General features: G+C 67.3%; 22 protein-coding genes and 2 pseudogenes. 15 read left to right on the top strand and 9 right to left on the bottom strand.

Annotated features, from left to right (window positions below; all coding sequences use genetic code 11):
* Position 1 precedes the first annotated feature (1 nt).
* The 8 genes from QE452_RS17305 (at position 2) to QE452_RS17270 (ending at position 7,961) form a co-directional block, all read left to right on the top strand.
* Positions 2-406 carry a DUF6950 family protein gene (locus QE452_RS17305; protein ID WP_309660094.1) on the top strand — a complete coding sequence of 135 codons (405 nt, stop codon included), beginning with the start codon at positions 2-4 and terminating at the stop codon, positions 404-406.
* Positions 406-5,106 (top strand): hypothetical protein, encoded by a 4,701-nt coding sequence (locus tag QE452_RS17300; RefSeq protein WP_309660095.1) that lies wholly within the window; start codon positions 406-408, stop codon positions 5,104-5,106. The genes QE452_RS17305 and QE452_RS17300 overlap by 1 nt, the downstream gene beginning before the upstream one ends.
* Before the next feature lie 10 nt (positions 5,107-5,116).
* Positions 5,117-5,638, top strand: coding sequence for a hypothetical protein (locus QE452_RS17295; protein ID WP_309660096.1), 522 nt, complete (start codon positions 5,117-5,119; stop codon positions 5,636-5,638).
* Complete coding sequence (locus tag QE452_RS17290) at positions 5,631-5,915, top strand: hypothetical protein (protein ID WP_309660097.1); 285 nt, start codon at positions 5,631-5,633, stop codon at positions 5,913-5,915. The genes QE452_RS17295 and QE452_RS17290 overlap by 8 nt, the downstream gene beginning before the upstream one ends.
* 10 nt (positions 5,916-5,925) lie before the next feature.
* Positions 5,926-6,204 (top strand): hypothetical protein, encoded by a 279-nt coding sequence (locus tag QE452_RS17285; RefSeq protein WP_309660098.1) that lies wholly within the window; start codon positions 5,926-5,928, stop codon positions 6,202-6,204.
* 151 nt (positions 6,205-6,355) lie between these two features.
* Positions 6,356-7,177, top strand: coding sequence for a lysozyme (locus QE452_RS17280; RefSeq protein ID WP_309660099.1), 822 nt, complete (start codon positions 6,356-6,358; stop codon positions 7,175-7,177).
* Entirely contained in the window at positions 7,174-7,650 is a 477-nt protein-coding gene (locus QE452_RS17275) for a hypothetical protein (RefSeq protein WP_309660100.1), read from the top strand. Before QE452_RS17280 ends, QE452_RS17275 begins: the two co-directional genes overlap by 4 nt.
* An 11-nt stretch (positions 7,651-7,661) precedes the next feature.
* The gene (locus QE452_RS17270) at positions 7,662-7,961 is read left to right on the top strand and encodes a hypothetical protein (protein ID WP_309660101.1); all 300 of its coding nucleotides are present in this window, start codon (positions 7,662-7,664) and stop codon (positions 7,959-7,961) included.
* Between the two features lie 22 nt (positions 7,962-7,983).
* On the opposite strand, the gene QE452_RS17265 is transcribed toward QE452_RS17270, so the two are convergent.
* The 3 genes from QE452_RS17265 to QE452_RS17255 form a co-directional block, all read right to left on the bottom strand.
* Positions 7,984-8,376, bottom strand: a complete 393-nt coding sequence (locus QE452_RS17265; RefSeq protein ID WP_309660102.1) for a hypothetical protein — start codon at positions 8,374-8,376, stop codon at positions 7,984-7,986.
* A 260-nt stretch (positions 8,377-8,636) separates the two neighbouring features.
* Positions 8,637-8,996, bottom strand: a complete 360-nt coding sequence (locus QE452_RS17260; RefSeq protein WP_309660103.1) for a hypothetical protein — start codon at positions 8,994-8,996, stop codon at positions 8,637-8,639.
* Positions 8,997-9,105: 109 nt separating this feature from the next.
* Positions 9,106-9,405: a type II toxin-antitoxin system RelE/ParE family toxin gene (locus tag QE452_RS17255; protein ID WP_309660104.1), complete on the bottom strand. Its 300-nt coding sequence runs from the start codon at positions 9,403-9,405 to the stop codon at positions 9,106-9,108.
* Positions 9,406-9,554: 149 nt separating this feature from the next.
* On the opposite strand from QE452_RS17255, the gene QE452_RS17250 reads away from it, so the two are divergent.
* Positions 9,555-9,944 carry a hypothetical protein gene (locus QE452_RS17250; RefSeq protein WP_309730432.1) on the top strand — a complete coding sequence of 130 codons (390 nt, stop codon included), beginning with the start codon at positions 9,555-9,557 and terminating at the stop codon, positions 9,942-9,944.
* A gap of 143 nt (positions 9,945-10,087) precedes the next feature.
* Positions 10,088-10,891 (top strand): DNA adenine methylase, encoded by an 804-nt coding sequence (locus tag QE452_RS17245; protein WP_309660106.1) that lies wholly within the window; start codon positions 10,088-10,090, stop codon positions 10,889-10,891.
* A 709-nt stretch (positions 10,892-11,600) separates the two neighbouring features.
* Here QE452_RS17245 and QE452_RS17240 read toward each other — a convergent pair.
* Positions 11,601-11,828 (bottom strand): hypothetical protein, encoded by a 228-nt coding sequence (locus tag QE452_RS17240; protein WP_309660107.1) that lies wholly within the window; start codon positions 11,826-11,828, stop codon positions 11,601-11,603.
* A 401-nt stretch (positions 11,829-12,229) separates the two neighbouring features.
* Here QE452_RS17240 and QE452_RS17235 point away from each other — a divergent pair, with 401 nt between their 5' ends.
* Positions 12,230-13,468 (top strand): phage integrase central domain-containing protein, encoded by a 1,239-nt coding sequence (locus QE452_RS17235; RefSeq protein WP_309660108.1) that lies wholly within the window; start codon positions 12,230-12,232, stop codon positions 13,466-13,468.
* A gap of 169 nt (positions 13,469-13,637) precedes the next feature.
* Here QE452_RS17235 and QE452_RS17230 read toward each other — a convergent pair whose 3' ends face one another.
* Positions 13,638-14,435 carry a helix-turn-helix domain-containing protein gene (locus tag QE452_RS17230; protein WP_309660109.1) on the bottom strand — a complete coding sequence of 266 codons (798 nt, stop codon included), beginning with the start codon at positions 14,433-14,435 and terminating at the stop codon, positions 13,638-13,640.
* Between the two features lie 445 nt (positions 14,436-14,880).
* On the opposite strand from QE452_RS17230, the gene QE452_RS17225 reads away from it, so the two are divergent.
* Positions 14,881-16,098, top strand: a complete 1,218-nt coding sequence (locus QE452_RS17225) for an integrase arm-type DNA-binding domain-containing protein (protein WP_309660110.1) — start codon at positions 14,881-14,883, stop codon at positions 16,096-16,098.
* Between the two features lie 31 nt (positions 16,099-16,129).
* On the opposite strand, the gene QE452_RS17220 is transcribed toward QE452_RS17225, so the two are convergent.
* Complete coding sequence (locus QE452_RS17220; protein ID WP_058744346.1) at positions 16,130-16,330, bottom strand: AlpA family transcriptional regulator; 201 nt, start codon at positions 16,328-16,330, stop codon at positions 16,130-16,132.
* A gap of 470 nt (positions 16,331-16,800) precedes the next feature.
* Here QE452_RS17220 and QE452_RS17215 point away from each other — a divergent pair, with 470 nt between their 5' ends.
* Positions 16,801-17,103, top strand: a complete 303-nt coding sequence (locus QE452_RS17215) for a helix-turn-helix domain-containing protein (protein ID WP_309660111.1) — start codon at positions 16,801-16,803, stop codon at positions 17,101-17,103.
* A gap of 42 nt (positions 17,104-17,145) precedes the next feature.
* Here the strand turns inward: QE452_RS17215 and QE452_RS17210 are convergent, their stop codons facing one another.
* From QE452_RS17210 to QE452_RS17200, 3 genes and pseudogenes are all read right to left on the bottom strand, one after another.
* A complete protein-coding gene (locus tag QE452_RS17210) occupies positions 17,146-17,493 on the bottom strand; it encodes a hypothetical protein (protein ID WP_309660112.1) in 348 nt (115 codons plus the stop codon).
* Positions 17,483-17,947, bottom strand: a complete 465-nt coding sequence (locus QE452_RS17205) for a helix-turn-helix transcriptional regulator (protein ID WP_309660113.1) — start codon at positions 17,945-17,947, stop codon at positions 17,483-17,485. Before QE452_RS17205 ends, QE452_RS17210 begins: the two co-directional genes overlap by 11 nt.
* Positions 17,948-18,103: 156 nt before the next feature.
* Positions 18,104-18,346 (bottom strand): annotated as a pseudogene (locus QE452_RS17200) (hypothetical protein); the annotation flags it as partial.
* Here QE452_RS17200 and QE452_RS19140 point away from each other — a divergent pair.
* Together QE452_RS19140 and QE452_RS17195 are read left to right on the top strand one after the other, a co-directional pair.
* A pseudogene (locus QE452_RS19140) lies at positions 18,338-18,421 on the top strand (hypothetical protein); the annotation flags it as partial. The pseudogenes QE452_RS17200 and QE452_RS19140 sit on opposite strands and share 9 nt — an antisense overlap.
* A 99-nt stretch (positions 18,422-18,520) precedes the next feature.
* Entirely contained in the window at positions 18,521-20,725 is a 2,205-nt protein-coding gene (locus QE452_RS17195; protein WP_309730429.1) for a TonB-dependent receptor domain-containing protein, read from the top strand.
* Positions 20,726-21,019 lie beyond the last annotated feature (294 nt).

Here is a 21,019-nt window from a genome sequence, read left to right as displayed (position 1 = left end):
CATGACCATCGTCCGGGACCATGACGCCCTGCTCGCGCTGATCGAGCAGGTGGCGGCGAAACCGTTCGCCTGGCGCGATCACCACTGCGTCCGCTTCGCCGCCCGCGCGGTCGAGGCGCAGACCGGCCGCGATCCGATGGCGGGCATCGTCTGCCGCACCAAGCGCGAGGCGGTGGAGCGGCTGGCGGAGGAAGGCGGCCTGGAGGCGGCGGTCGACCGCCGGCTGCGCCGCATCGCCCCGGCGCTGGCGGCGCGCGGCGACATCGCCGGCGTCGCCGACGAGGAATTCGGCATCCGCCTGATGGTGGTGGAGGGCGCGACGCTGGTCGGGCCGGGTGCCACCAGCCAGCGCCGGGAGCCGCGCGCCGCCATGATCATGGCCTGGTCCGTGGAGGCTGCCGACTGATGTCCAAGACGCTCGGTACCATCCTCACCGTCGTCGCGATCGGCGTCGCGATCGCCAGCGGCGTCGGCGCCCTGGCGGCCGGCACCGCCGCGCTGATCAGCGCCGGCATCGCGGCCGCGCAGTTCGTCAATTCGGCGGTGCTGGCCTCGCGCGCCAAGGATGCGCTCCAGAAGCGCCAGGCCTCGGTCGCAGCGCTCCAGCTCGGCGAGGTCGCGCGCGAGGGGATCTTCGGCGAGGTGCTGACCGGCGGCTCGCTGGTCGACGCCTTCAACTGGGGTGGCCAGTGGGGCACCGACTGGGAATGCCGGATCATCGCGCTGGCGGACCATCTCTGCGACGGCCTGACCGGCTTCTACGTCAACGACGTCTTCGAGAAATATACCGGCGAGGGTGCCGTGCCCGGCTATAATGGCCAGCTCGAGGTCTATTGGCGCGCCGGCGGCGTCGTCCAGACGGTGCCGCAGGTGGTGCTGGCCAATGCGCCCGGCTGGACCGCCAACGACTTCGGCAGCGGCGTCGCCTGGGTCGCGGTCTGCTACAAGGCGGACAAGGCCGATGCGAAGAACCCGGTCTGGCCCGGTGGCCGGCCCGGCTTCAGCTGGGTGGTGCGCGGCAAGCGCTGCTACCAGGCGCGCAAGGACTCGACCGCCGGCGGCTCGGGCACGCATCGCTGGTCCGATCCCTCGACCTGGGAGTGGACCGACAATCCGATCGACTGCCGCCACAATTGGGTGCGGGGCATCTATGCCGGCGACCGGGTCGGCGATCCCGACATGCTGCTGGTCGGGCGCGGTCTGTCGGCCGAGGAAGCGCCGCCCGCCAACGTCTTCGGCCCGGCGAATGTCTGCGACGAGCAGGTCGCGCTCGATGCCGGCGGCAGCGAGAAGCGCTATCGGCTGAACGGCCTGGTCCGCGCCGACGAGACCTATATCGAGGTGGAGGACCATTTCGCGGCCGCCTGCGCCGGCGTGATCCTCCAGCCCGAGGGCGCGGTGGAGATCGAGCCGGGCCAGGCCAAGGCGCCGTCCTTCTTCTTCTCGGACGAGGATCTGCTGGTCGGTAGCAGCGTCGAATATTCCGACGAGCTGTCCGAGGCGGACAATGGCTGGGTGAACACCGTCGCCCCGCGCTATGTCGAGCCCAAGCTGAAATATGCCGATCACGCCGCGCCGATCCGGCGGGTGGTGGCCGACGTGCTGGCGGATGGCGGCCCTCGCGAGCAGCCGCTGTCGCTGACCATGGTCACCTCCTCGACCCAGGCCGGCCGGGTCGGCGAGATCGCGCGGCGCATGGGGCGCCTGCGCCGGCGCGGCAAGGTGACGCTCGGGCCCGCCTTCGCCGAGGTGGAGGAGGGCGATTGGGGCGTCTGGACGTCCGAGCGCTATCTGAAGGGCAAGAGCGTCCTCTTCCGGGTCGAGGCCTATGCGCTCGACGAGAAGTGGCACAACACGCTGACGCTGCGCGAGATCAGCCGGGACGTCTATGCGAAGGACGCGGATGCCGCCTCGACCGCGGTGGCGATCCGGCAGGACGCGCCGTCGATCGGTGCGCCGGGGGCCACCGCCTGGACGGCCGCCCCGATCGTCACCGGATCGAACGGCCGCTCGATGCCCGCGATCGCCGTCACCGGACAGGTCGACAGCGATTATGCCGAGCTGGTCCGCTTCGAATATTGCGTCGCCGATGCGGGCGGCCCGCCCGCCAATGCGCGCTGGATCGAAGCGGGTTTTGCCGGGCCCGATGCCCGGCGTTTCGAGATCACCGGCGTCGCCGCCAGCACCGGCTATGCGGTGGCGGTATCCTATGTCGTCGGGCGCGTGCCTGGTGCCCGCCGGGTGCTGCCGACCGTCACCACCATGGCCGCCTCGGTCGGGTGGACCGATATTGCCGACACGAACGGCACCCGCCCTGAGAACAATGCCACCAACAGCCGCGATCCCGACAGCCCGTTCGGCACCGGCACGGTAGGGGGCACGGTCAAGCGCATCGCCGAGATCGGCGATCTGATGGACAAGGTCCGGCAGGAGGTGAGCGGTGCCGATGGCTTGACCCAGGCGGCGATCGCGGCGCGCGATGCCGCCCGGGTTGCAGCCACCAACGCGGCGACCGCGCGCGACGATTCACGAACGGCCCGCGACGCTGCGCAGAAGGCCAGCGGCGATGCGCTGGCGTCGGCCGGGGCGGCGGCCGGGTCGGCCGGGGCGGCCGAGAGGCAGGCGACGATCGCCACCACCAAGGCGACCACCGCGACCGAGCAAGCCTCGATCGCATCGGCGCAGGCGACGCTCGCGACCACCAAGGCCGGCGATGCCTCGACCAGCGCCAGCAGCGCCGCGACCAGCGAGCGGGCCGCGAGTGGATCGGCGACGGCTGCGGCGACGCAGGCGCGCGTCGCCGCCCAATCGTCGCAAGCCGCAGCGACCCGCAGCCTAGTCACCAAAGGGGATTTTGCCGACGGCGATGCCGGCCGCTGGCGCTTCTCGTTCGGGCAGAATGGCCAGATTGACAGCTATCTGTTGCAGCCTGCCGCTCACGGTCAGCCGGTGCCGCCCAATGGCAGCGCCTTCGTCCTACATCTGCGCGGCGCGCGCGACAGTTTCGAGGGCACGCTTGACAAGGCCGATCCGGTCAATGGCGGCTGGATCAGGGGCGCATGGGGTGGACGCAAGCTGCGCTTCACCGGCCTGGCCTCCGGCCAGTACAGCGCCTTCGACGGCAATGTCGGCGTGTTCGCCGATGGTCCGAACGGTCAGCGTTACTACATGCACGGCCGCGCCTGCCGTGCCGGCGTGGCCGGATATGAGCCGTTCGACTTCGTGCTGGAGATGCCGGCGGGGACGACCGAAATCATTCCGTGGGTCCAGAACCCCAGCGCCAATGGCGATCTGACCGCGCAGGTGCGTCTCGCCAGCTTTCGGATCGAGGATGTCACCGACCGCGCCGCGACCGAGGCGGCCGCCAGCGCGGCTGCGGAGAGCGCATCGTCCGCCGCGACCAGCAAGACGGCCGCCGGCGAGCGTGCGAGCGCGGCCGAGAGCGCGCGTACCGAGGCGATCACCGCTGCCGGCAAGGCGGCGACCTATCGCGATCAGGCGTCGACCAGCGCCACCGGTGCTTCCGGCTCCGCCGTCCTGGCATCGATCGCGGCGACGGTGGCGGCATCCAGCGCGACGGGCAATCTGGTAAAGCACGGCGACTTTTCGGACGGCAGTTCCGGCTATTGGCCCATCGGCCCTTACGAGACGCGGATGATCCGTCCGCGTGACTATGGGCACACGCCCCCGCCCGGGCAGGATTGGGTCTATCTCGTGCGCGGCTTTCGCGACGTGCTGGAAGAGCATGGGTGGAACGGCGGCGCCGGCAACGGCCCGCGCGATGGCGGCCGCATCGCCGGCGATTGGGGCGGCCGGATCATCCGTGTCGAGGCCTTGGCATCGGCCGAGTTCAGCCCCCATGATGCGGCCTGCGGCTATTTCGGCTACGGGGCGGACGGCTCTGTCCTGCAATTTGGCGGCGTGATCGCGGCGCGCGCGGGTGTCGCCGGGTATTCGTCGGTAAAGTCGGACCTGGTCGTGTCGGCGGGCGTCGTCAAAATCGTGCCCTGGCTGCAAAACAACGGCCCGCCCGGGTTCGAGACGCAAGAGGGTCGGTGGGCGCGCTTCTCCTTGCGCGACGTGACGGAAGAGGTCCGCGCCGGGCAGTCCGCCAGCGCCGCAGCGGGATCGGCCACCACGGCCGGCACCCGGGCCGATGATGCCGGGCGATCGGCAACGGCCGCCCAGACCGCCTACACGAATGCGGAGGCCTCCAACCGGGGCGCGGCGACTTCGGCACAGTCGGCCGCAGGATCGGCGTCGAGCGCCAGCCGGGACGCGAGCTCTGCGTTATCCTATTCGGAACAGGCCGCGAGATACTCGTCGTCCGCCAACACGGCCTCTGCAAACGCCAAGTCCCATTACGAGGCGACGGTCGGCGCGACCGGGTCGCTATCGGAGAAGGTCGACACGCTACGGTCTGAGTATAATCAGACGGCGGCTGATCTGCGCACCGTCAGCTCGGTCGCCTCCGATGCCTATGGCCGCAGTCGTGCCTTTCTCCAGCAGAAGGCGGTCGCCGGCAACAATCGCGCGCAACTGACTTTCTATGCCGACAGCAACGGTGGCGCGGGTGTCGACCTTGTCGGTGACTTGAGCGTCAGCGGAGACGTGGTGATCGGGGGCACGCTACGGGCGCGCGCGTTCGATAAATCGTCCATGTCGCGTGACGGTCGCACGACCTGGTCCGGCTCGACGACGCCAGCCGGCGGCCAGGAGATCCAGCTTCCGGGCCTCGGCCTGCCGTCGGTCCCGCCGGTGGGGCGCTTCCTCTATGAATTTTCGAGCGCCGTATCGACCAATGCCGGGCAACGGCAGGTGTCCACGCGCAATAACAAGCCTGCCTATCTCGACTTCCAGGCGGACGGCGGCCTTCGGGTGCGGGCGATCGATGGCCAGGGCAACCAGTATTCGCCACGGATGGCCGGCACTTCCACCGAATTGATCCGGGCGGCTACCGACTTCACTCCTAATTTCGCGGTCTGGGTGTTCGCTGGAAATTACGACACCGGCTGGATCGACGACGGCGACTATTACCGGCGCGTGATGAGCGCGACCTACACGGTCACCAGCTACGACCTGCGCGTGCTGTGGCTGGCAATCTAAGGAGGTCCCGATGGAGCATTGGATCATCTATGACGTGGCGACGGGCGCGCCAATCTGCCCTGGCAGCGGCTTGCCCGGAACGGCCGTTTATCAATCGCTGCTGGCGGGCACCGCGCTGATGGTGGTGCCGCCGCAGGTGATGACCAGCGACTGGCCCAACCTGAATTTCCCCGTGCTGCGCGCGCATTGTGCCGCCGGCATCGATGCCGAGGCGGAGAAGGTGCGCGGCCGCTTCCTGACGGACGGCAGCGGACAGGCGATGACCTATCAGCGCAAGGAGGCCGAGGCGCGCGCCTGGACCGTCGATCAGAAGGCCGCCACGCCCTTCCTGTCGGCCGAGGCGAAAGCGCGTGGAATAGCGATCGCCGATCTGGCGGCCGAGGTGATCGCGCTGGCGGATACCTGGGTGCGGATCGGGTCGGCGATCGAGGGCCTGCGGATGGGCGCGAAGGCGGCGCTCGCCAAGGCAACCACCCTGCGCGACATCGTCGCTGCGATCGCGGTCGACTGGTCGGCGGTCAGCCATGCGTGACCGGGGCCGGGCGGGCCTCCGGCAAATCCTGATCGCGATCGACCAGCTTGCCTATGTGCTGATCGCGGTGCCGATCTACATCATCGCCGGCGGACCTTGCCCCTCGGCCGACGAGACCATTTCCAGCCGCGTCGGTCGCGCCGCCATGACGGGCCATCGCTGGGGCCTGATCCTGGAGGCGGTGATCGACCGTCTCTTCCGCCTCCTCGGCGAAGCACCCGGCCATTGCCGGCGCAATATCGAAGCCGGCTTCGGCCGCGACACGCCCACTTCCTGAAGGGACCCATATGGCCTCCGCACCACCGCCGGGCGCGCCTGCGCCTGCACGCCTGAGCCTCAAGGACCTGCTGACGCTGGCCTGCACCGTCGTGGCTGCGGCGGCCGTGGTCTTCGGCGTCATCCGGGGCGACGGGCAGCGCGAGCAGCGCCTGCTCCAGGTCGAGACCGACGTGCGCCAGCTCCAGCAGCGCGACGATCGCCGCCAGGACCTGCTGAACGCGATCGATGTCCGCACCGCCCGGATCGAGGCGACGCTCCAGATGATGACCAAGGGCGCCGCGCGATGAGCCAGCTCCCCGCGATCCTGGTCGTCGTCTGCCTGGCGCTCCAGGCCGCGCCGGCATGGCCGGTGATCGTGGCGCGCCTGCGCGCGCTCCGCCGCGTCGCCCGGCCGGACTGATTCCTGGCCCCACGGGGGCACCACCGGAGATTTCACCCATGACCCGTATCGACTGGCGCGAGGCTTCGCGCTGGTGGTCCGTGCGCGTGTCCGCGCTCGGCTCCATCCTCTATGCCGCCATGATCCTGATGCCGGACCAGCTTCTGGCCTTGTGGAATATGATGCCGAGCGAAGTCCGCGCCGCACTGCCGGCGCGGGCCGGCGATTGGCTGGGCATGATCCTGTTCATCATGGTCATCATCGTGCGCCTGCTGCCGCAGCGTCCAGCAACGCCGCCCGCCGGCCCAGCCGTCATGCACTCGACGAGCAAGGGCATTACGATCGCCGGCGATGCGATGATCCGGGGGTCGGTCAGCGTCTTGGGCGACAAGGCCGGTAAGGTCGCGCCTCGCACCGCTGCCCGCACGGCGGCGATCGCGGCGGCCCTGGCGCTGGCGATCGTCGGGCTGAAGGCGGACGAGGGCAAGCGCAACACCAGCTATGTCGACATCGCCGGCGTTGCGACGGCCTGTTACGGCCATACCGGGCCGGACGTGAAGCCGGGCCAGGTGCGCACCGACGCGCAGTGCGAGACGCTGCTGCGCGAGGACGCGCGGGCGCATATGGCGGGGGCGCTGGCCTGCTCGCCCATGCTGGCGGATCATCCGAACCAACTCGCCGCAGTGACGCGGCTGACCTTCAACATCGGCGTCACCGGCTATTGCCGCTCCAGCATCGCGCGCCACTTCGCGGCCGGGCGCTGGCGGCCGGGCTGCGACCGCTTCCTCGCCTTCCGCTATGCCGGCGGGCGCGAGGTGCGCGGGCTGCTGCTGCGCCGCCAGCGCGAGCGTGCGCTGTGCCTGACGGGCCTGCCGGCATGACGCCGCTCGGCACCCTCCAGCGCGCTATCGGGGGCGGCCTGATCGTCGCCCTGGCGATCGTCGCGGCCTGGGGTCTGCGGGTCGACCAGCTCCGCGCCGGCTACCGCGCCCAGCTCGATCGGATTTCGATCGCGATTGGCGACGTGACCGGCCGTCGCCCCAAGGCGGCCGACATGCCGGTGACCATCGCGGCCATCGGCATCGTCCGCGACCGCTACCGGCTCCAGCGGGATGAGGCGCGCGGCCTGGTCGACCGCCAGTCCGGGTCGATCCGGGCGCTGGCGGACGAGGGCCAGCGCCAGGCTGCGATCGGCGCGCGCAATCGCGAGCTCGCGCTATCGGCACTTCGGGAACGCGACGTCTGGATCGCACGCGCGGAAGCCGCCGAGACGCGCACCGCCCGGCGCAGTGCCGAGGCGGAGGCGGCCGAGTGCGAGCGGGTCGCGGACGCGCTCTACCGCGACGGCTTCTGAGGGGAGACAGCATGATCCGCACCATCCTGGCACTGGCGATCGCCTGCGGCCTTTCCGCCTGTGCCGCGCAGCTGCCCGCGCCCGCGCCCGAGCCCTCCATCGTCTATCGCGACGCGGCCGTCGCCGTCCCGGTCAGCTGTGTCGTCGACCGGCCCGCGCCGGTCGTGCCGCTGCGCGAGCGCGTCGCCCCGGCCGAGTGGCGCACCCGCGCGCCTGGCGCGAAGGTCCAGGCGATCGCCGCCCAGGCCGGCCGCCGTATGAGCCACCAGACCCTGTCCGACGCCGCGACGTCGGGCTGCACCGACCGCTGACAAGGAACACGGCCGGCTACGGCTATGTCGCCGGCCGAGGTGTCGGGCGGCTGGCGGTCTGATCGTCCTTGCGACCGGCTTTCCGCATCCGCGCGATCGCGTCCTCGATCTCCCGCGTCTCGGGCAGGCGGACCATTCGCCGGATCTTTCGATAGCAGGCGGTGGCCATCGTCGATCGGACATAGCCGTCGAAGTGGCGCTCCGTGTCCAGGCCGCGCATCATCTCGCGCCACAGCTCGTCGAAGGGCTCGCGTGTCTTGGGACCGACGCCCGGATCGTCCCCCGCGATCGTGTAGAGATAGGCGAGCGCCAGGCGCAGCGGATACTCAGGCGGCCGGAACAGCACCCTGTTGCCGCACCGGTCGAGATACTCCTCCACGACACAGGCGGCGATCATCGCAAGTCGATCGGCCATGCCGGCATCGTAATGTTCTCTATACGTTCCGGCAAGGCTGGCGGCTATGCACACCGGTTGGATGATGACATAGGAGCGGTCCCGATCGATCCTAGCCGTGACGTCGGGGCCGCGCGCGCGGTTGAAACTCGGGATCGCCGGTTCGCCGGGTGGCCCGAGAAATAAAAGACCCTTCGGGGAAATACTTGGGGCGCAGTCTCCCCGAGTTCCTGCGCGGCTAGCCACCCGGTCCGTCCGGGTGGTTGGTCGCGCAGCGACGCTCAGACCACCGCCGGCACCCGCTCGATTGTCGCCTTATACGTCTCGCGCTTCTCCCGGTCTTTGGCGAGATCGTAGGCGTGCTGGTAAGCGATCAACAGGTCGGCCACCTCGTCCCGCATCAGAGCGCCCAGCTTGTACGCCAGATCGCGCGACACATCGTATTTTCCGGCGAGCGTATTGTGGAAGCCGGCACGGTCCACACCCAAGCGCCGCGCCGCCTCCGTGACGCTCAGGCCAAATTCGGGGAGCAGGACTTCCTTGATGAACGTGCCGGGGTGCCGATCGATCGGCGGCACCGCACTGACGATCATCTCGGCGGCCTTCTCGATTTTATACTGCGCGTCGTTCCGTTTCGTCATGCCTCAATCCTCCACCCTAGCAGGTATAGAGCTTTACTCTACAGGTTGCAACGAAAATTGTAGAGTAAAACACTACAAGAGCGGGGGGCGCCGCCCCCCGCGCCGTGGCTCAGTGGTAATCCTCATAGTCGAGCACCGAGACGATCTGGGCCACCTGATCGACCATGAAGGTCAGGCGGTAGTTCCGGGTGACGGTCAGGCTCCACTTGCCCGGCTGCCCCGGGGTCAGTTCATGGGCCTTCCACGAGGGCACCGCGAGCAACTGGAGCGGGCTGGTCATCACCATGATCGCTGTGATCATCTCCGCAATCTTGCGCGTCTCCAAGGCGTCGAGGCCCTTCACCGAGGTGCGATTGGGGTTCTCCACCAAGGCCCTGATCCGCTTGTCCCGAACCGAAACGATCTGCATGTTATCCTCCGTTGCTGTTGAGCGATACTCTACATCATTGGCGTCCCCCGTCAACGAAAATGTAGAGTGGCACTCTACGCGTTTCACTTGCTTGTTGTAGAGCGTAGCTCTACATATTGGTCATTGGAAACGGAGACGCGACAATGACCATGCTGAAGATCACCAGCCGCCAAGGCACCACCGAGGAAGAGTTCTCGCCCGCCGAGCTGGCCCACTGGTTCACCCCCGCCGAGCGCGCCGAGCTGGAGCGCACCGGGAAGCTCCGCCACGGTCGCGGCCTTCATGCTCGGCAGATCGAGGTCATCTCCGGCGCGAAGCCGAATGCGGCCGATATCGGCGCGCGGGTCGGCGGCATCTATCACCTCCTGACCACCGAGCCGAATGGCCAGCAGAATGTGAACCGGTACAACGAGGCCGAAATGGCCGAGTGCTTCAACCCGGCCCAGCGCCGCCAGCTCGCCAGCGGGCAAGTGCTGACGATCGCCCGGACCAGCTACGTCGACATGGTGCTCGCCGCGCGGCGGACCATGGCCGCCTGACCGGCCGGCGGGGCTGACCAGGCCCCGCCACCCAACTGAGATCCTGCCGCCCGCCGGGCGGCCGGCCGCGCCGATCGCACCGATCGGCACCACCCCGCGCGCCTAGCCGAGCGCTCCCTCCTGAAGGAACGAGCCACGCCAGCATGACCGCGACCACTACCGTTTCCGCCAATCCTCCCGCCCCGTATCTCGGGGGCAAGCGCAACCTCGCCCGGCGCATCTGCGCGCTGATCGATGCGACGCCGCACCGCACCTATGTCGAGCCTTTCGTGGGCATGGGCGGCGTCTTTCTGCGCCGCCCCAAGCCCGCTCCGGTCGAGGTGATCAATGACCTGTCGGGCGATGTCGCCAATCTCTTCCGCGTCATCCGGCGCCATTACGAGCCGTTCGTCGACGAGCTGCGGTGGCTGCTGGCCAGTCGGGCGGAATTCGACCGCCAGAATGCCCTAGACCCGCGCCTGATGACCGACATCGAGCGTGCCGTCCGCTTCCTGTATCTCCAGCGGCTGGCGTTCGGCGGCAAGGTTCAGGGCCGTACCTTCGGCGTTCGCCGTGACCAGGACAGCCGCATCAATCTCGGCCGGCTTCGCGCGGACCTGAAGGCGCTGCGCGATCGCCTCTCGCCGGTCACGATCGAGCAGCTCGATTATGCCGACGTGATCCGGCGCTATGACTCGCCGCAGGCGCTTTTCTTCCTTGATCCGCCCTACGACGAAACGACCGGGTACGGAGTCGATTTCGGCCGATCGCACTATGAGGCGATGGCCGAACAGCTCGCCCACATCCGAGGGCAATTCATCATGTCGATCAACGACACGCCCTTCATCAAGGCGACCTTTGCGCGTTTCCGGATCGACGAGGTGGAAACGACCTGGACGGTCTCCTCCGCTTCCGCGCATCGCGCCAAGAAAGTGACCGAGCTGATCATCCGCAGTGCGGCACGGTAAATGAACGCCTGATGACGAGCCGGTCCTAGTCTGACGGGGTACGGCGGGGGTACGTCTCCCCGGCGGGCCCACCGCGATCGGCGGTAAACCGCCACTTTCGAGAATGCGCGGCGGAGGGTTTCTCCGCCGCGCATAACCGTAATCGGCGTAAGCGGAACTTGCGCGACTATTAGCTTAGCGGATGAACGTCAGTGGTTTGACACTGGCATCAGGTTGCAAGCTACATTCGGGTTCTTGCCCAACGCACACACCTTTGCTCTATGAGAGACGTTTGCAAGCACCGTCCGGGACTTTGGCCGTAAAGAGATATTCTCGGTGCGCGATCCATCAACGATGGTGAAGCGACACAACCCACGGCTGGCGTGATCACACATGACCGTTAGTTTGTGGCTGGCATCGTCGTAAGAGGTGCTCGTAGTCAAAGTCTCGGGCGGAATCGTTACTACCTTTTTCACCCCTGAAATTGTCGGGCCGCTCACTACCGCCGCAAAAGCGAGCAACAATCCAAAAGGTGCGGTGATAGGCATAATTCCCCCATGCATCTGACAAGGTCGACTGTACGCAACAGTTTAGCAGGATCGCGGATGCCTGCAATCGAGGCATATCAACAGTAAGGCATGCCTCGTTTCAGGGGTAGATTGATCCAGGGGTAGCGCGGGAGTGCGTCAGTGCAACGGAGGGTGTCTTCGCCGCCGTAATAGCATCGACCTTACCGAGCGTTTACAGCGGCAGCGACGGTCGTATGGGACATGCGTGCCCGACGACGCTCAAGTTCTTGCCACTTGGAAACCTGTCCGCGGTTCTTGGCGACTGCAATCTGTTCCTGCGTGCGCTTCTTTTCCAAGACACCTAAGCCGACGGAGCCACCCAACGCGATCGCTGCGCAGCCTATCGTCATGACTCCCATGATGCGGCGCTCTTTGCTGGTTCCACTCATCACCATCTCCTTGCCGCTGATGTCCGAGCCTGCAGTGTGTTTGCGCATCGTTCAGGGACAGTCGATCCCGCGCGACACCCACAATCGGTTTCATTGTTGGTGACGCAACCCACGTAGGACGCTTTGGTTCAGCCGCGTCGCTGCATGTGTACATTCGTGCTTTCGGGCGGAAAACGTCGTGGGATCACCCACCGCGCCCGGTGCCACTTCGTGCTTTCGAGTAGGAATTCGTCGGTGGGCGGCGCCACCCACCGACAATGAAAGGGGCCGGTAAGGTGGCCCTGTAACCGCCGGCCTGGGGCCTCGCGAGCGAACCAGGACGTGTCTCGGCCCCAGCGCTCCGCTGGGTATGCCGCCAGCCTAGTGCGCCGCGATCGGCGCGCCCATCCCATGAGGTATCGATGCTGACCATCGCGGCCGTGAAGGCAGCGCGGACGAAGCCGCGCGCCTACAAGATCTATGACGAGCGCGGGCTGTTCCTGTTCGTCAGCCCGACCGGTCTCAAATCCTATCGGCTGCGCTTTCGCTTCGGCGGCAAGGAGCAGCTGCTCGTCATCGGCAGCCATCCCGAGGTGACGCTGGACCAGGCGCGCGATCGGCGCGATTCGGCGCATGAGCAGATCGCGCGTGGCGAGGACCCGCGCGCGGCCGATCGCACGTCGCCCGGCGCCCGGACCTTCGACCAGGCGGCGCGCGCCTGGCACGCGCTGCGCGTGCCGGACTGGACGCCGATCCATGCCGGCGACGTGCTGGTGAGCCTGGAGCGCGACGCCTTCCCGGCGATCGGCGCGCTGCCGCTCGGCGAGGTGACGCGGCCGCAGGTCCTGGCGCTGCTCCGCGCGATCGAGGCGCGCGGCGCGAAGGAGACGGCGCGCCGCATCCAGCAGCGGATCTCCTGCGTCTTCAAGCTGGCGATGTCCGAGGGCTGGTGCGACATCAACCCGGCCGGCGAGGTGACGGAGGGCCTCGCCAAGGCGCGCGCGGGCGGCCGCCACCCGGCGATCGTCGACGCGGCCGAGCTGCGCGACCTGCTCGCGGCCGTCGACGCGCTGCGCGCCGCGCCCGTCGTCGTGCTGGCGTCGCGATTCCTGGCGCTGACCGCCGTCCGCCTCGGATCGCTGCGCGGCGCGCGCTGGGACGAGATCGAGGATCTCGACGGCGCCGAGCCGATCTGGCGCGTGCCGGCGGCGCGGATGAAGCTCTCGGCCGAGAAGAAGCTCGACCCGGCGAACGATCACCTGGTCCCGCTGTCGCCGGCGGCCGTCGCGGTGCTGCGGCGTGTTCGTGCTATCGCGGACGCTTCGCCGCTGATCTTCCCGGCTGGCGGCGGCACCGCGCCGATCGCCGAGCGCGCGATCGGCGACCTGTACCACCGCGCTGGCTATGCCGGTCGGCACGTTCCGCATGGCTGGCGGGCGAGCTTCTCGACGATTCTGAACGAGCAGATGCCGGACCAGCGCGGCACGATCGACCGGGCGCTCGGCCATGCCGGCGGCGGGAAGGAAGCGGCCGAGCTGAAGATCAATGTGGCGGTGGAGGGCGCGTACAACCGCTCCACGCACCTCGGCCCGCGTCGGGCGTTGTTCGATGCCTGGGCCGCGCTCCTGATCGACGGTACGGCAGACGCGACGCCGAAGTGAAATTGGCGCGGTTCCTGCTCGTCCCCCCCAGGCAGCCCGGGGCGGCGCAAGCCGCCACGCACCGACCGCCGCGTCTAAGCGGTCGGGCCGATGGGGCGGTCCATTGCGGACAGGGGGACTATCAAACTGCCGTCGCGTAGCGACTCCACTCGACCCGTAGATGATGAATCTATCGGCGGTTCAGGGCCAGATTGTTACTCGCGATCTGGGCATCGAGCCGATCGCCGAACGCGGCGACGGCCGCAGCGAGAGGACCAGGCGGCAGCGTCTGTCGCGCCAGTTCCCGGCACGTCAGGCCATCGAACATGTGCTGCTGATCCTCCAGGCGGTCCGCCTCGCGCTGGATGTGATCGTCGGGCACCGGGGCCGGTCGTCGCCATCGCGGCAGCAGTTTGACCAGGCGCGCCGGCAGGCTGGTGCGATAGGCGTTGGAGGTCTGCCGGTATTGGGTGGCCCTGCCCTCCCCTTTGACGCGCCGGAACCGTTGCTGACGGATCACCAGGCCCACCGCCTCCAGTGCCTTGAGGGCGCGCCCCACGGTAGCGCGACTGAGGTCCGTTTCCCCCATGATGTGGTCGTAGGTCGGGAAGACCTTGCCGGCGAAGCGCCTGGCGAGGCGCAACAGCACATCGAAAATCTCGACGGCCGATGGCTTCAGGCCCGCGATGGTGCGCTCGGCCCTGGTCAGCTTGCGGCCGTCCTGCCGCGCCATCCGAGCAAGCCGGCGCCCTTCCCGCACCGTCGCCTTCGCGGTGGCGATCATCTGGCGTTGCTCGGCCTCGGTGATCGGGACGAAGAAGGTGTCTTCGAATGTCCCCTCCTCCTTGCTGCCGCGCCGGACGGGTGCACCGGTGCGGTGCTGCGCGCCGGACGTGCGGTGGCACCGGTTAGCCGTGCGCTCGAGCTGCGCGGCGATAAGCGCACCGATCGGCGCGGCTGTGGGGGACGTGGAGAAGGCAAGCGACATCGTGTCGGCTCCCGGCGTGGGAAGTCGATGGGGCGCGCGAAAGCGCCCGCTGAATCGCATGAGCCAGCGCGGCGCTTACGCGAGGTCTGAAGGCGTCGAAGACGCCAGGATGTCGGTGGTGCGTGGCCCGCGACTGCCCGGTGCGACTCCGGTGCAACCCGAAATCGCGGACGGGAATCAAACGTTTTTTGGGAGGGCCTTACGGCATCAGAACGCGGCTAAGTCGCTGAAAAGCAGCTTGGACGCTTCGTTCGTAATGCGGGGGTCACAGGTTCGAGTCCTGTAAGCGGCACCATCACGTCCCCGGAACAAACCTGGAAAACCGCAGAAATCTGCGGTAAACTGCCTCTCGGCGGTCCCGTGAAATCTCATTATGTTCCGCCGTGGCCCACTCAAAAGGGGCCACGAATCATGGGGCGACGAACGTTGCAGAAGGCGTGGCCCCATGCTTACGGTTGTGCAAATCCGGGCGCTGAAACCGGCAGAGCGTCCCTACAAGGTGGCTGATTCGGACGGCCTGTATCTACTGGTGCAGCCATCCGGCGCCCTGCTCTGGCGCTTTCGCTACCGGTGCTGCGGCATCGAGCGCAAATTGTCGCTGGGCAGTTTCCCCGATGTCTCCCTGGTCCAGGCGCGCCGGAAGCGTGACGAGGCCAAGGCCGAACTCGATGACGGGATCGATCCGGTCGAGGAAAAGCGCCAGCGGCGGCTGAAGGCCGAACTGGCGGCGCAGACGACGTTCGCGCTCGTCGCCGGGGAATATATCGAGAAGATGGAGCGTGAGGGCCGTTCCCCCGCCACCATCAAGAAGGCGCGCTGGTTCCTCGAACTCCTCGATGGCATTGCCAAGCGTCCGATTGCAGCTATCACCCCGCATGAGCTTCTCGACGTGCTGAAGCGGGTCGAGCGTCGCGGGCATCATGAGACGGCGCTTCGGCTACGCTCCTTTGCCGGCCGTGTCTTTCGCTATGGTTTCGCGACCCTGCGCACCGAGCGCAATCCAGCCGACATCCTGCGCGGCGCCCTTACCGTTCCCCGGGTCAAGCATCATGCCGCGATCGTCGAGCCCAAGAAGGTCGGCGACCTGCTGCGCGCAATCGACGGGTACACGGGCCGGCCCGAGACCCTGCATACACTCAGGATCGCGCCGCATGTCTTCCTGCGCCCGGGTGGGCTGCGGCAGGCGAAGTGGAGCGAGATCGACTTCGCCGAAAAGGTCTGGCGCGTGCCGGCCGAGCGCATGAAGATGAAGCAGCCGCATGCCGTGCCGTTGTCCCGGCAGGTGCTGTTCCTGTTGCAGGATCTACGGTCGCTGGCGCGGGACAGCGAATTCCTCTTCCCGGCGCTTCATACCACCAAGCGATGTATCTCCGATAACACGCTGAACGTCGCGCTGCGCCGCCTTGGGTTCGAGAACGACGAGATGACCAGCCACGGCTTCCGCGCCATGGCCAGCACGCTCCTCAACGAGTCAGGGCTGTGGCATCCCGATGCCATCGAGCGCGCGCTGGCCCATGGCGAGAAGGACAAGGTGCGCGCCGCCTATCATCGCGGCGCGCACTGGGCCGAACGGGTGCGCATGGCGCAGTGGTGGTCGGATTATCTCGACCAACTCCGGATCGGCGGTGCCGTCATCAAGGGCAAGTTTCGCAAGCGGGCGTAGGACTTGCGACGCCTGCCAGATGATGGTGCTGTTATTCGGCAAGATGGTCAGAAGTAGGATTGCGCATCCACTCATCCACGGCCGACGCACGCCAGCCAACGCAGCGGGTACTGAGTTGAACGTTCGTCGGAAAGGTGCCGTTCGCCATCTTGCGGTAGAGGGTGGAACGGCGAAGTCCCGTCTGAGCGAGGACGGCGTTCAGACGGAGGAAGCGGTCAGGGTTAGCGGACATGGACGTCACCTTTCGGTTGTTGCGGTTGGGAAGCCGATAAGGTCCTGCTTTCGCTTGAAGGGAAGTAGAGCCTCCCTGAGGTCCCGGCGGTGCTCTAAAGGGACATTCGTAACCGCCTCTCGCGATGCTGCAGGAACGGCATCTACGCCGCTGGTGTGATGCCAAGCCGCTCTGTCTGAGCCCGTACTGTTTTGAGCCCTACAGGCAAAGAATGCGCGAGTGTCGCACCATCCGGCGCCGCACTGGTAGTTGCTACCAGGCCACGCGAGGGGGGCAGGCCGGGCGGGCGAACGTCGAAAAGCACGCGTTAGCGGAGAAGATGGCATGCGCTCATTTGGTGGTGCCGATAAGAACGGCTCCTACCCGCTTTTGGCGGCAGCATTGCCGACGCCCCGGCATAGCCCAAGGTTTGCAGCTCTGTATAAATCCGTAATATTCCCTACGGGGTATAAACCCGAAATATGCCCTGCATGGTATATGGCGGCTTTATCCCTGAACGGTATGCCGTCGTTGAAAGGCGTTCGGATGGCGCACATTGCACGCTCTCCAAACAGCTCGGTGCGCTCATCCATAACGTGCGGATCCAGCGCAACCTCACCCAGCAAGCATTGGCCGCCTCGGTCGGAACAGGGCAGAAGACCATCTCCCGCATTGAAGGCGGGCAGACCGGTACGAAGCTGGACACCCTGTTTCGTGTCCTAGCAGCGCTCGACCTCGACATGCAGATCGCGCCGCGCAGCAAGGGCGGAGCCAACCTGAGCGAAATCTTCTGACGATCGCACGCCGCAAGATCTACAATACGCCTGCCCATTCGATCATCGTGAACTGCGTGCCAGTTCGTCCAGCTCGATCCCATCAAGGTCGTCGCCCTTGATCCCGAAGGTCCTGTTAAGAATGACACGCCGTCCCCACGCGTCAGGGGCGCCGTCGCGGATCGCGCTTGCCATCGCGAGAGTGCCGAGGGGCGCGATGGGTTCGCCCACGAGCGGGAGTTCCGGCAGATAGAGCGGGATGGCGTCGGTCCGTTCGCGGTACGAACGGCCATAGATGAACTGAATGCGCTCGCCATCGGATACCAGCCGGCCGGCAACGACCGGCGTCGTGGCTTCGGGCAGCCAGGTCCAGACAAAGGCCTCGCGCGGATGGGGCAGCCTAGAAGTCATCGCTGATGCTCAATGGCTTCGGCCGCACGCGGCGAGGAAGCAGTGCGAGGCGCTTGCCCGCTTCGTCGAGCCGCATCGACACCCCCTGTGCATCCTCTTCGAACAGCGGAATGCCGAGGATGGCACAAGCCTCGAAGGCAAGTCCCAGCTCGACTTTTGGATCACCCTTTTCCAGCCGATGCAAGGTGCTGCGGTCGACACCGAGCCGGTCCGCCATGTCTTGCGCGGTCATCCTGCGCGCCTTGCGTTCAAGCTGCACCAGCATGCCGAGGAGCTCTACCGCTGCCATCGTATACCGCGCATAACTGCGCTTTTTTGAAGCAGGCATCTGTGGCACCCAACCAGCATCAAGCGGCTTTACGCCGGATGCATCCAGCACATGCATCCTCGAATGCAAGTTGTCAATGGACATGCTGTATGCATCAATCATTAGCGTGGTTATCGATGCATGCATCCACCAAAACATCCTGTCCTTGACTGCTCGTCTGTTACCGGCAGGTAGGTCCGAGGCGATCGATTTTTGCAATTATCGCGCATCTGAGATGCACCATAATTTAGGACCGAGGCAGCCTGGCTATGACCGCAGCAGGCGTCGCGTGATCCTGCATCGCTAGAGTGATGCTCCGACAGGTTCCGGCTGAGGGGCATTCGCCATAAGGTCGGCCGCCCAACCGAGACCGGCATCGCGCAGGAAGGCTTCGGCGAAGCCATCGCGGCCATGTTCGGCGAGCATGGCGTCGATCCGCTTCTGCGTCGCCGGGCCCGACGCGCCGCACAGCGCCAGCGCAACGGGACCAAGCCCCAGTTCGAACAGCCGGTTCCCGCGCGCAGACTGCAGGTAATAATGGCGCTTGCGGCCCTCGTCGCCGGACGCCGCGCGCCGCCGCTCAAGGGGCGCTTCGATGCTGCGGGCGCGCTGGCACGCGTGCTCGCCGGGTCGGGCCTGCGGGCCGAGCCGATCAACCAGGGATTCGTGGTTCGGCCGCAAGTCCGGGCCGAGGCGGAGCGGTCCACGGATACGGAGATCGTGGTCACCGGAAGCCGCATTCGCGGCGCACCGGTCGCCTCGACGCTGATCGTCCGCACCGCCGATACGATCCGCAGCGAAGGCCAAGCGACGCTGGCCGAGGTCATCCGGACCATCCCGCAGAATTTCGGCGGTGGCCAGAACCCCGGCATCGGTACCAATGTGCCGGCGAGGAGCGGGGTCAATGTGGGGAGCGGATCGTCGCTCAACCTGCGCGGCCTGGGCAGCGACGCGACGCTCACGCTACTCAATGGCCGGCGGCTAGCTTACAGCGCCTCGCGGCAAAGCGTCGATGTTTCCGCGATCCCGGTGAACGCGGTCGAGCGGATCGAGATCGTCGCGGACGGCGCCTCCGCGCTGTACGGATCGGATGCGATCGCCGGCGTGGCCAACATCCGACTCCGGCGCGATGCCCAGGGGCTGACCACGAGCGCGCGCTTGGGCGCCTCGACCGACGGCGGCAATGCCGAGCAGGTCTACGGCGTCTTGGCGGGAAAGCGATGGTCGGGCGGCGGCATGCTGCTCGCCTATGAGTTCGGGCACAGCACCGCCATCCGCGCCGTCGACCGCGACTATGCCCGCGAACGGGTCGGGCTCGATCTCTACCCAGCGCTCCGGCGGCACAGCGTAGTACTGTCCGGCCATCAGGGTCTCGCCGACACTGTCGAGCTTTCGCTCGACCTGCTCTACAACAATCGCCGCAGCTTCTCCCAGTTTCCGTTGAGCGCCGCCGGGGTGACGCCGTTTCGACACGCCGAGCAGCCCTTCGACAGCGACTCGGCCGCGATCGCGCCGGCGCTGCGCTGGTCTCCCGGCGCGTGGCGCTTCGAACTCGCGGGCAGCGCGGGCCGGGACCGGGTCCATTATGCTACCAACCAGTTCACCGGCACCCAGCTGACCAGCCGGACCTTCGGCTGCTATTGCAACGATGCCCATAGCGTCGAGCTCGCGGCCGACGGCCCGCTCTTCGCCTTGCCCGGCGGTCCCGCCAAGATCGCGCTAAGCGTCGGCTATCGTGATAACCGGCTCGTCAGCCAGCGCGGCGACAACATTGCGCAGGACGTCGATGCGCACCAGGACAGCCGCTACGCCTATGCCGAGGCCAGCCTGCCGCTCGTCGGCCCCGCCCAGGCGATCCCGGCCGTCCATCGCCTCGATGCCAGCCTGGCCCTTCGCCATGAAGATTATCCCGGCATCGATGCGGTCACCACGCCCAAGCTCGGCCTGGTCTACGCACCGACGCCCGATGTCGCGGTAAAGGCGAGCTGGGGCCGGTCCTTCCGTGCGCCGACCCTCCTCCAGCGCTACCAGCCGCTGGTGGTCGCCGCCCTTCCAGCCACCGTGTTCGGCGGGACCGGCCTGGCGCCCGGGGCCGCCGCCCTGCTCTTGTCCGGGGGACGCGATACCCTGCAGCCCGAGCGTGCCCGCAGCTGGTCGACGACGCTGGCCCTCCATCCCCGCGCGATCGACGGGCTGAGCGTCGAGATCAGCTATTTCGAGACACTCTATCGGGATCGCATCGTGGCACCGGTCACCTTCATCGCCCGTGCGCTCGCCGATCCCGCCTATGCCGACCAAGTGCTGCGCTCCCCCAGCCTTGCGACCCTCGAAACCCTGCGTCTCGGGGCGGGGCAGTTCCTCAACGCCACCGGTCGCACCTATGACCCTACGAGCGTGGTCGCGGTCATCGACAACGCCAACCGCAATGCCGGCCGGCAGCGCGTACGGGGCCTCGACATGCTGGCCCGCCTTGATCGCCGTCTCGGCGCCGGGCAGATCAACGCCACCCTTTCCGGCGCCTATCTGCAAAGCGGCCAGCAACTGACGCCAGCGCAACCCGTCGTCGATCTGGCCGGCACGATCTTCAATCCTCCCCATTTCCGGGGACGAGCCTCCCTCGGCTGGACCCAGGGCGGCTTGACGCTCACCGGCGCGGTGAGCCGGATTGGCGGGGTCGAGGACCGACGGACCTCGCCGGCACGCCGTGTCGGCGGCATGACGCAGGGCGACCTCACGCTTCGCTATCGCACCGGCTCAGGACCAACATGGTGGCACGGTGTCGACCTTGTCGTGACCGCCCAGAACATCCTGGATGCCAAGCCCAGCGCGATCGCGACGACGCTGCCGTACGACACGCCCTACGATTCGACCAATTATTCGCCGTTCGGGCGTGTCCTCGCGATTTCGGCGACCAAGTCGTGGTGAGCGTTCTGCTGCTGGCCGCTGGCCTCGCTGTCGCTGGTATCGATGCCGCGCCCCCGCCATGCCTCAGCATCATGCCGGCATTCACCCCGGCCGCCGCAACGAGTCGACCGGTCTCACTCGACGACCTGCTGGCCTTGCGCGACATCGGCCAGCCGGACCCCTCGGTCGGGGGACCAAGCCCGCTCGCCGTCTCGCCCGATGGTCGCCGGATCGCATTCGTGATCTCGCGCGCCGACCCCGTGGCCAATCGCGTCTGCCAGGCCTTGGTCGTGCTCGGCCTCGAGCCGCAGGCTC

It is taken from the genome of Sphingomonas sp. SORGH_AS_0438 (assembly GCF_031453475.1).
In the GTDB taxonomy this organism is placed as follows: Bacteria; Pseudomonadota; Alphaproteobacteria; order Sphingomonadales; family Sphingomonadaceae; genus Sphingomonas.
The sequence above is the reverse complement of the archived record's forward strand: the minus strand, read 5'-3'. Positions and strand labels throughout refer to the sequence as shown.

Coding starts and splice junctions, on each gene's coding strand:
- QE452_RS17255 (WP_309660104.1), bottom strand. CDS start 9,405: ATGCAGATCGTTTCGGTTCGGGACAAGCGGATCAGGGCCTTGGTGGAG.
- QE452_RS17220 (WP_058744346.1), bottom strand. CDS start 16,330: ATGTCCGCTAACCCTGACCGCTTCCTCCGTCTGAACGCCGTCCTCGCT.
- QE452_RS17210 (WP_309660112.1), bottom strand. CDS start 17,493: ATGACTTCTAGGCTGCCCCATCCGCGCGAGGCCTTTGTCTGGACCTGG.
- QE452_RS17225 (WP_309660110.1), top strand. CDS start 14,881: ATGCTTACGGTTGTGCAAATCCGGGCGCTGAAACCGGCAGAGCGTCCC.
- QE452_RS17305 (WP_309660094.1), top strand. CDS start 2: ATGACCATCGTCCGGGACCATGACGCCCTGCTCGCGCTGATCGAGCAG.
- QE452_RS17300 (WP_309660095.1), top strand. CDS start 406: ATGTCCAAGACGCTCGGTACCATCCTCACCGTCGTCGCGATCGGCGTC.
- QE452_RS17215 (WP_309660111.1), top strand. CDS start 16,801: ATGGTATATGGCGGCTTTATCCCTGAACGGTATGCCGTCGTTGAAAGG.
- QE452_RS17285 (WP_309660098.1), top strand. CDS start 5,926: ATGGCCTCCGCACCACCGCCGGGCGCGCCTGCGCCTGCACGCCTGAGC.
- QE452_RS17230 (WP_309660109.1), bottom strand. CDS start 14,435: ATGTCGCTTGCCTTCTCCACGTCCCCCACAGCCGCGCCGATCGGTGCG.
- QE452_RS17205 (WP_309660113.1), bottom strand. CDS start 17,947: ATGCATGCATCGATAACCACGCTAATGATTGATGCATACAGCATGTCC.
- QE452_RS17290 (WP_309660097.1), top strand. CDS start 5,631: ATGCGTGACCGGGGCCGGGCGGGCCTCCGGCAAATCCTGATCGCGATC.
- QE452_RS17240 (WP_309660107.1), bottom strand. CDS start 11,828: ATGAGTGGAACCAGCAAAGAGCGCCGCATCATGGGAGTCATGACGATA.
- QE452_RS17295 (WP_309660096.1), top strand. CDS start 5,117: ATGGAGCATTGGATCATCTATGACGTGGCGACGGGCGCGCCAATCTGC.
- QE452_RS17250 (WP_309730432.1), top strand. CDS start 9,555: ATGCTGAAGATCACCAGCCGCCAAGGCACCACCGAGGAAGAGTTCTCG.
- QE452_RS17275 (WP_309660100.1), top strand. CDS start 7,174: ATGACGCCGCTCGGCACCCTCCAGCGCGCTATCGGGGGCGGCCTGATC.
- QE452_RS17245 (WP_309660106.1), top strand. CDS start 10,088: ATGACCGCGACCACTACCGTTTCCGCCAATCCTCCCGCCCCGTATCTC.
- QE452_RS17270 (WP_309660101.1), top strand. CDS start 7,662: ATGATCCGCACCATCCTGGCACTGGCGATCGCCTGCGGCCTTTCCGCC.
- QE452_RS17280 (WP_309660099.1), top strand. CDS start 6,356: ATGACCCGTATCGACTGGCGCGAGGCTTCGCGCTGGTGGTCCGTGCGC.
- QE452_RS17260 (WP_309660103.1), bottom strand. CDS start 8,996: ATGACGAAACGGAACGACGCGCAGTATAAAATCGAGAAGGCCGCCGAG.
- QE452_RS17235 (WP_309660108.1), top strand. CDS start 12,230: ATGCTGACCATCGCGGCCGTGAAGGCAGCGCGGACGAAGCCGCGCGCC.
- QE452_RS17265 (WP_309660102.1), bottom strand. CDS start 8,376: ATGGCCGATCGACTTGCGATGATCGCCGCCTGTGTCGTGGAGGAGTAT.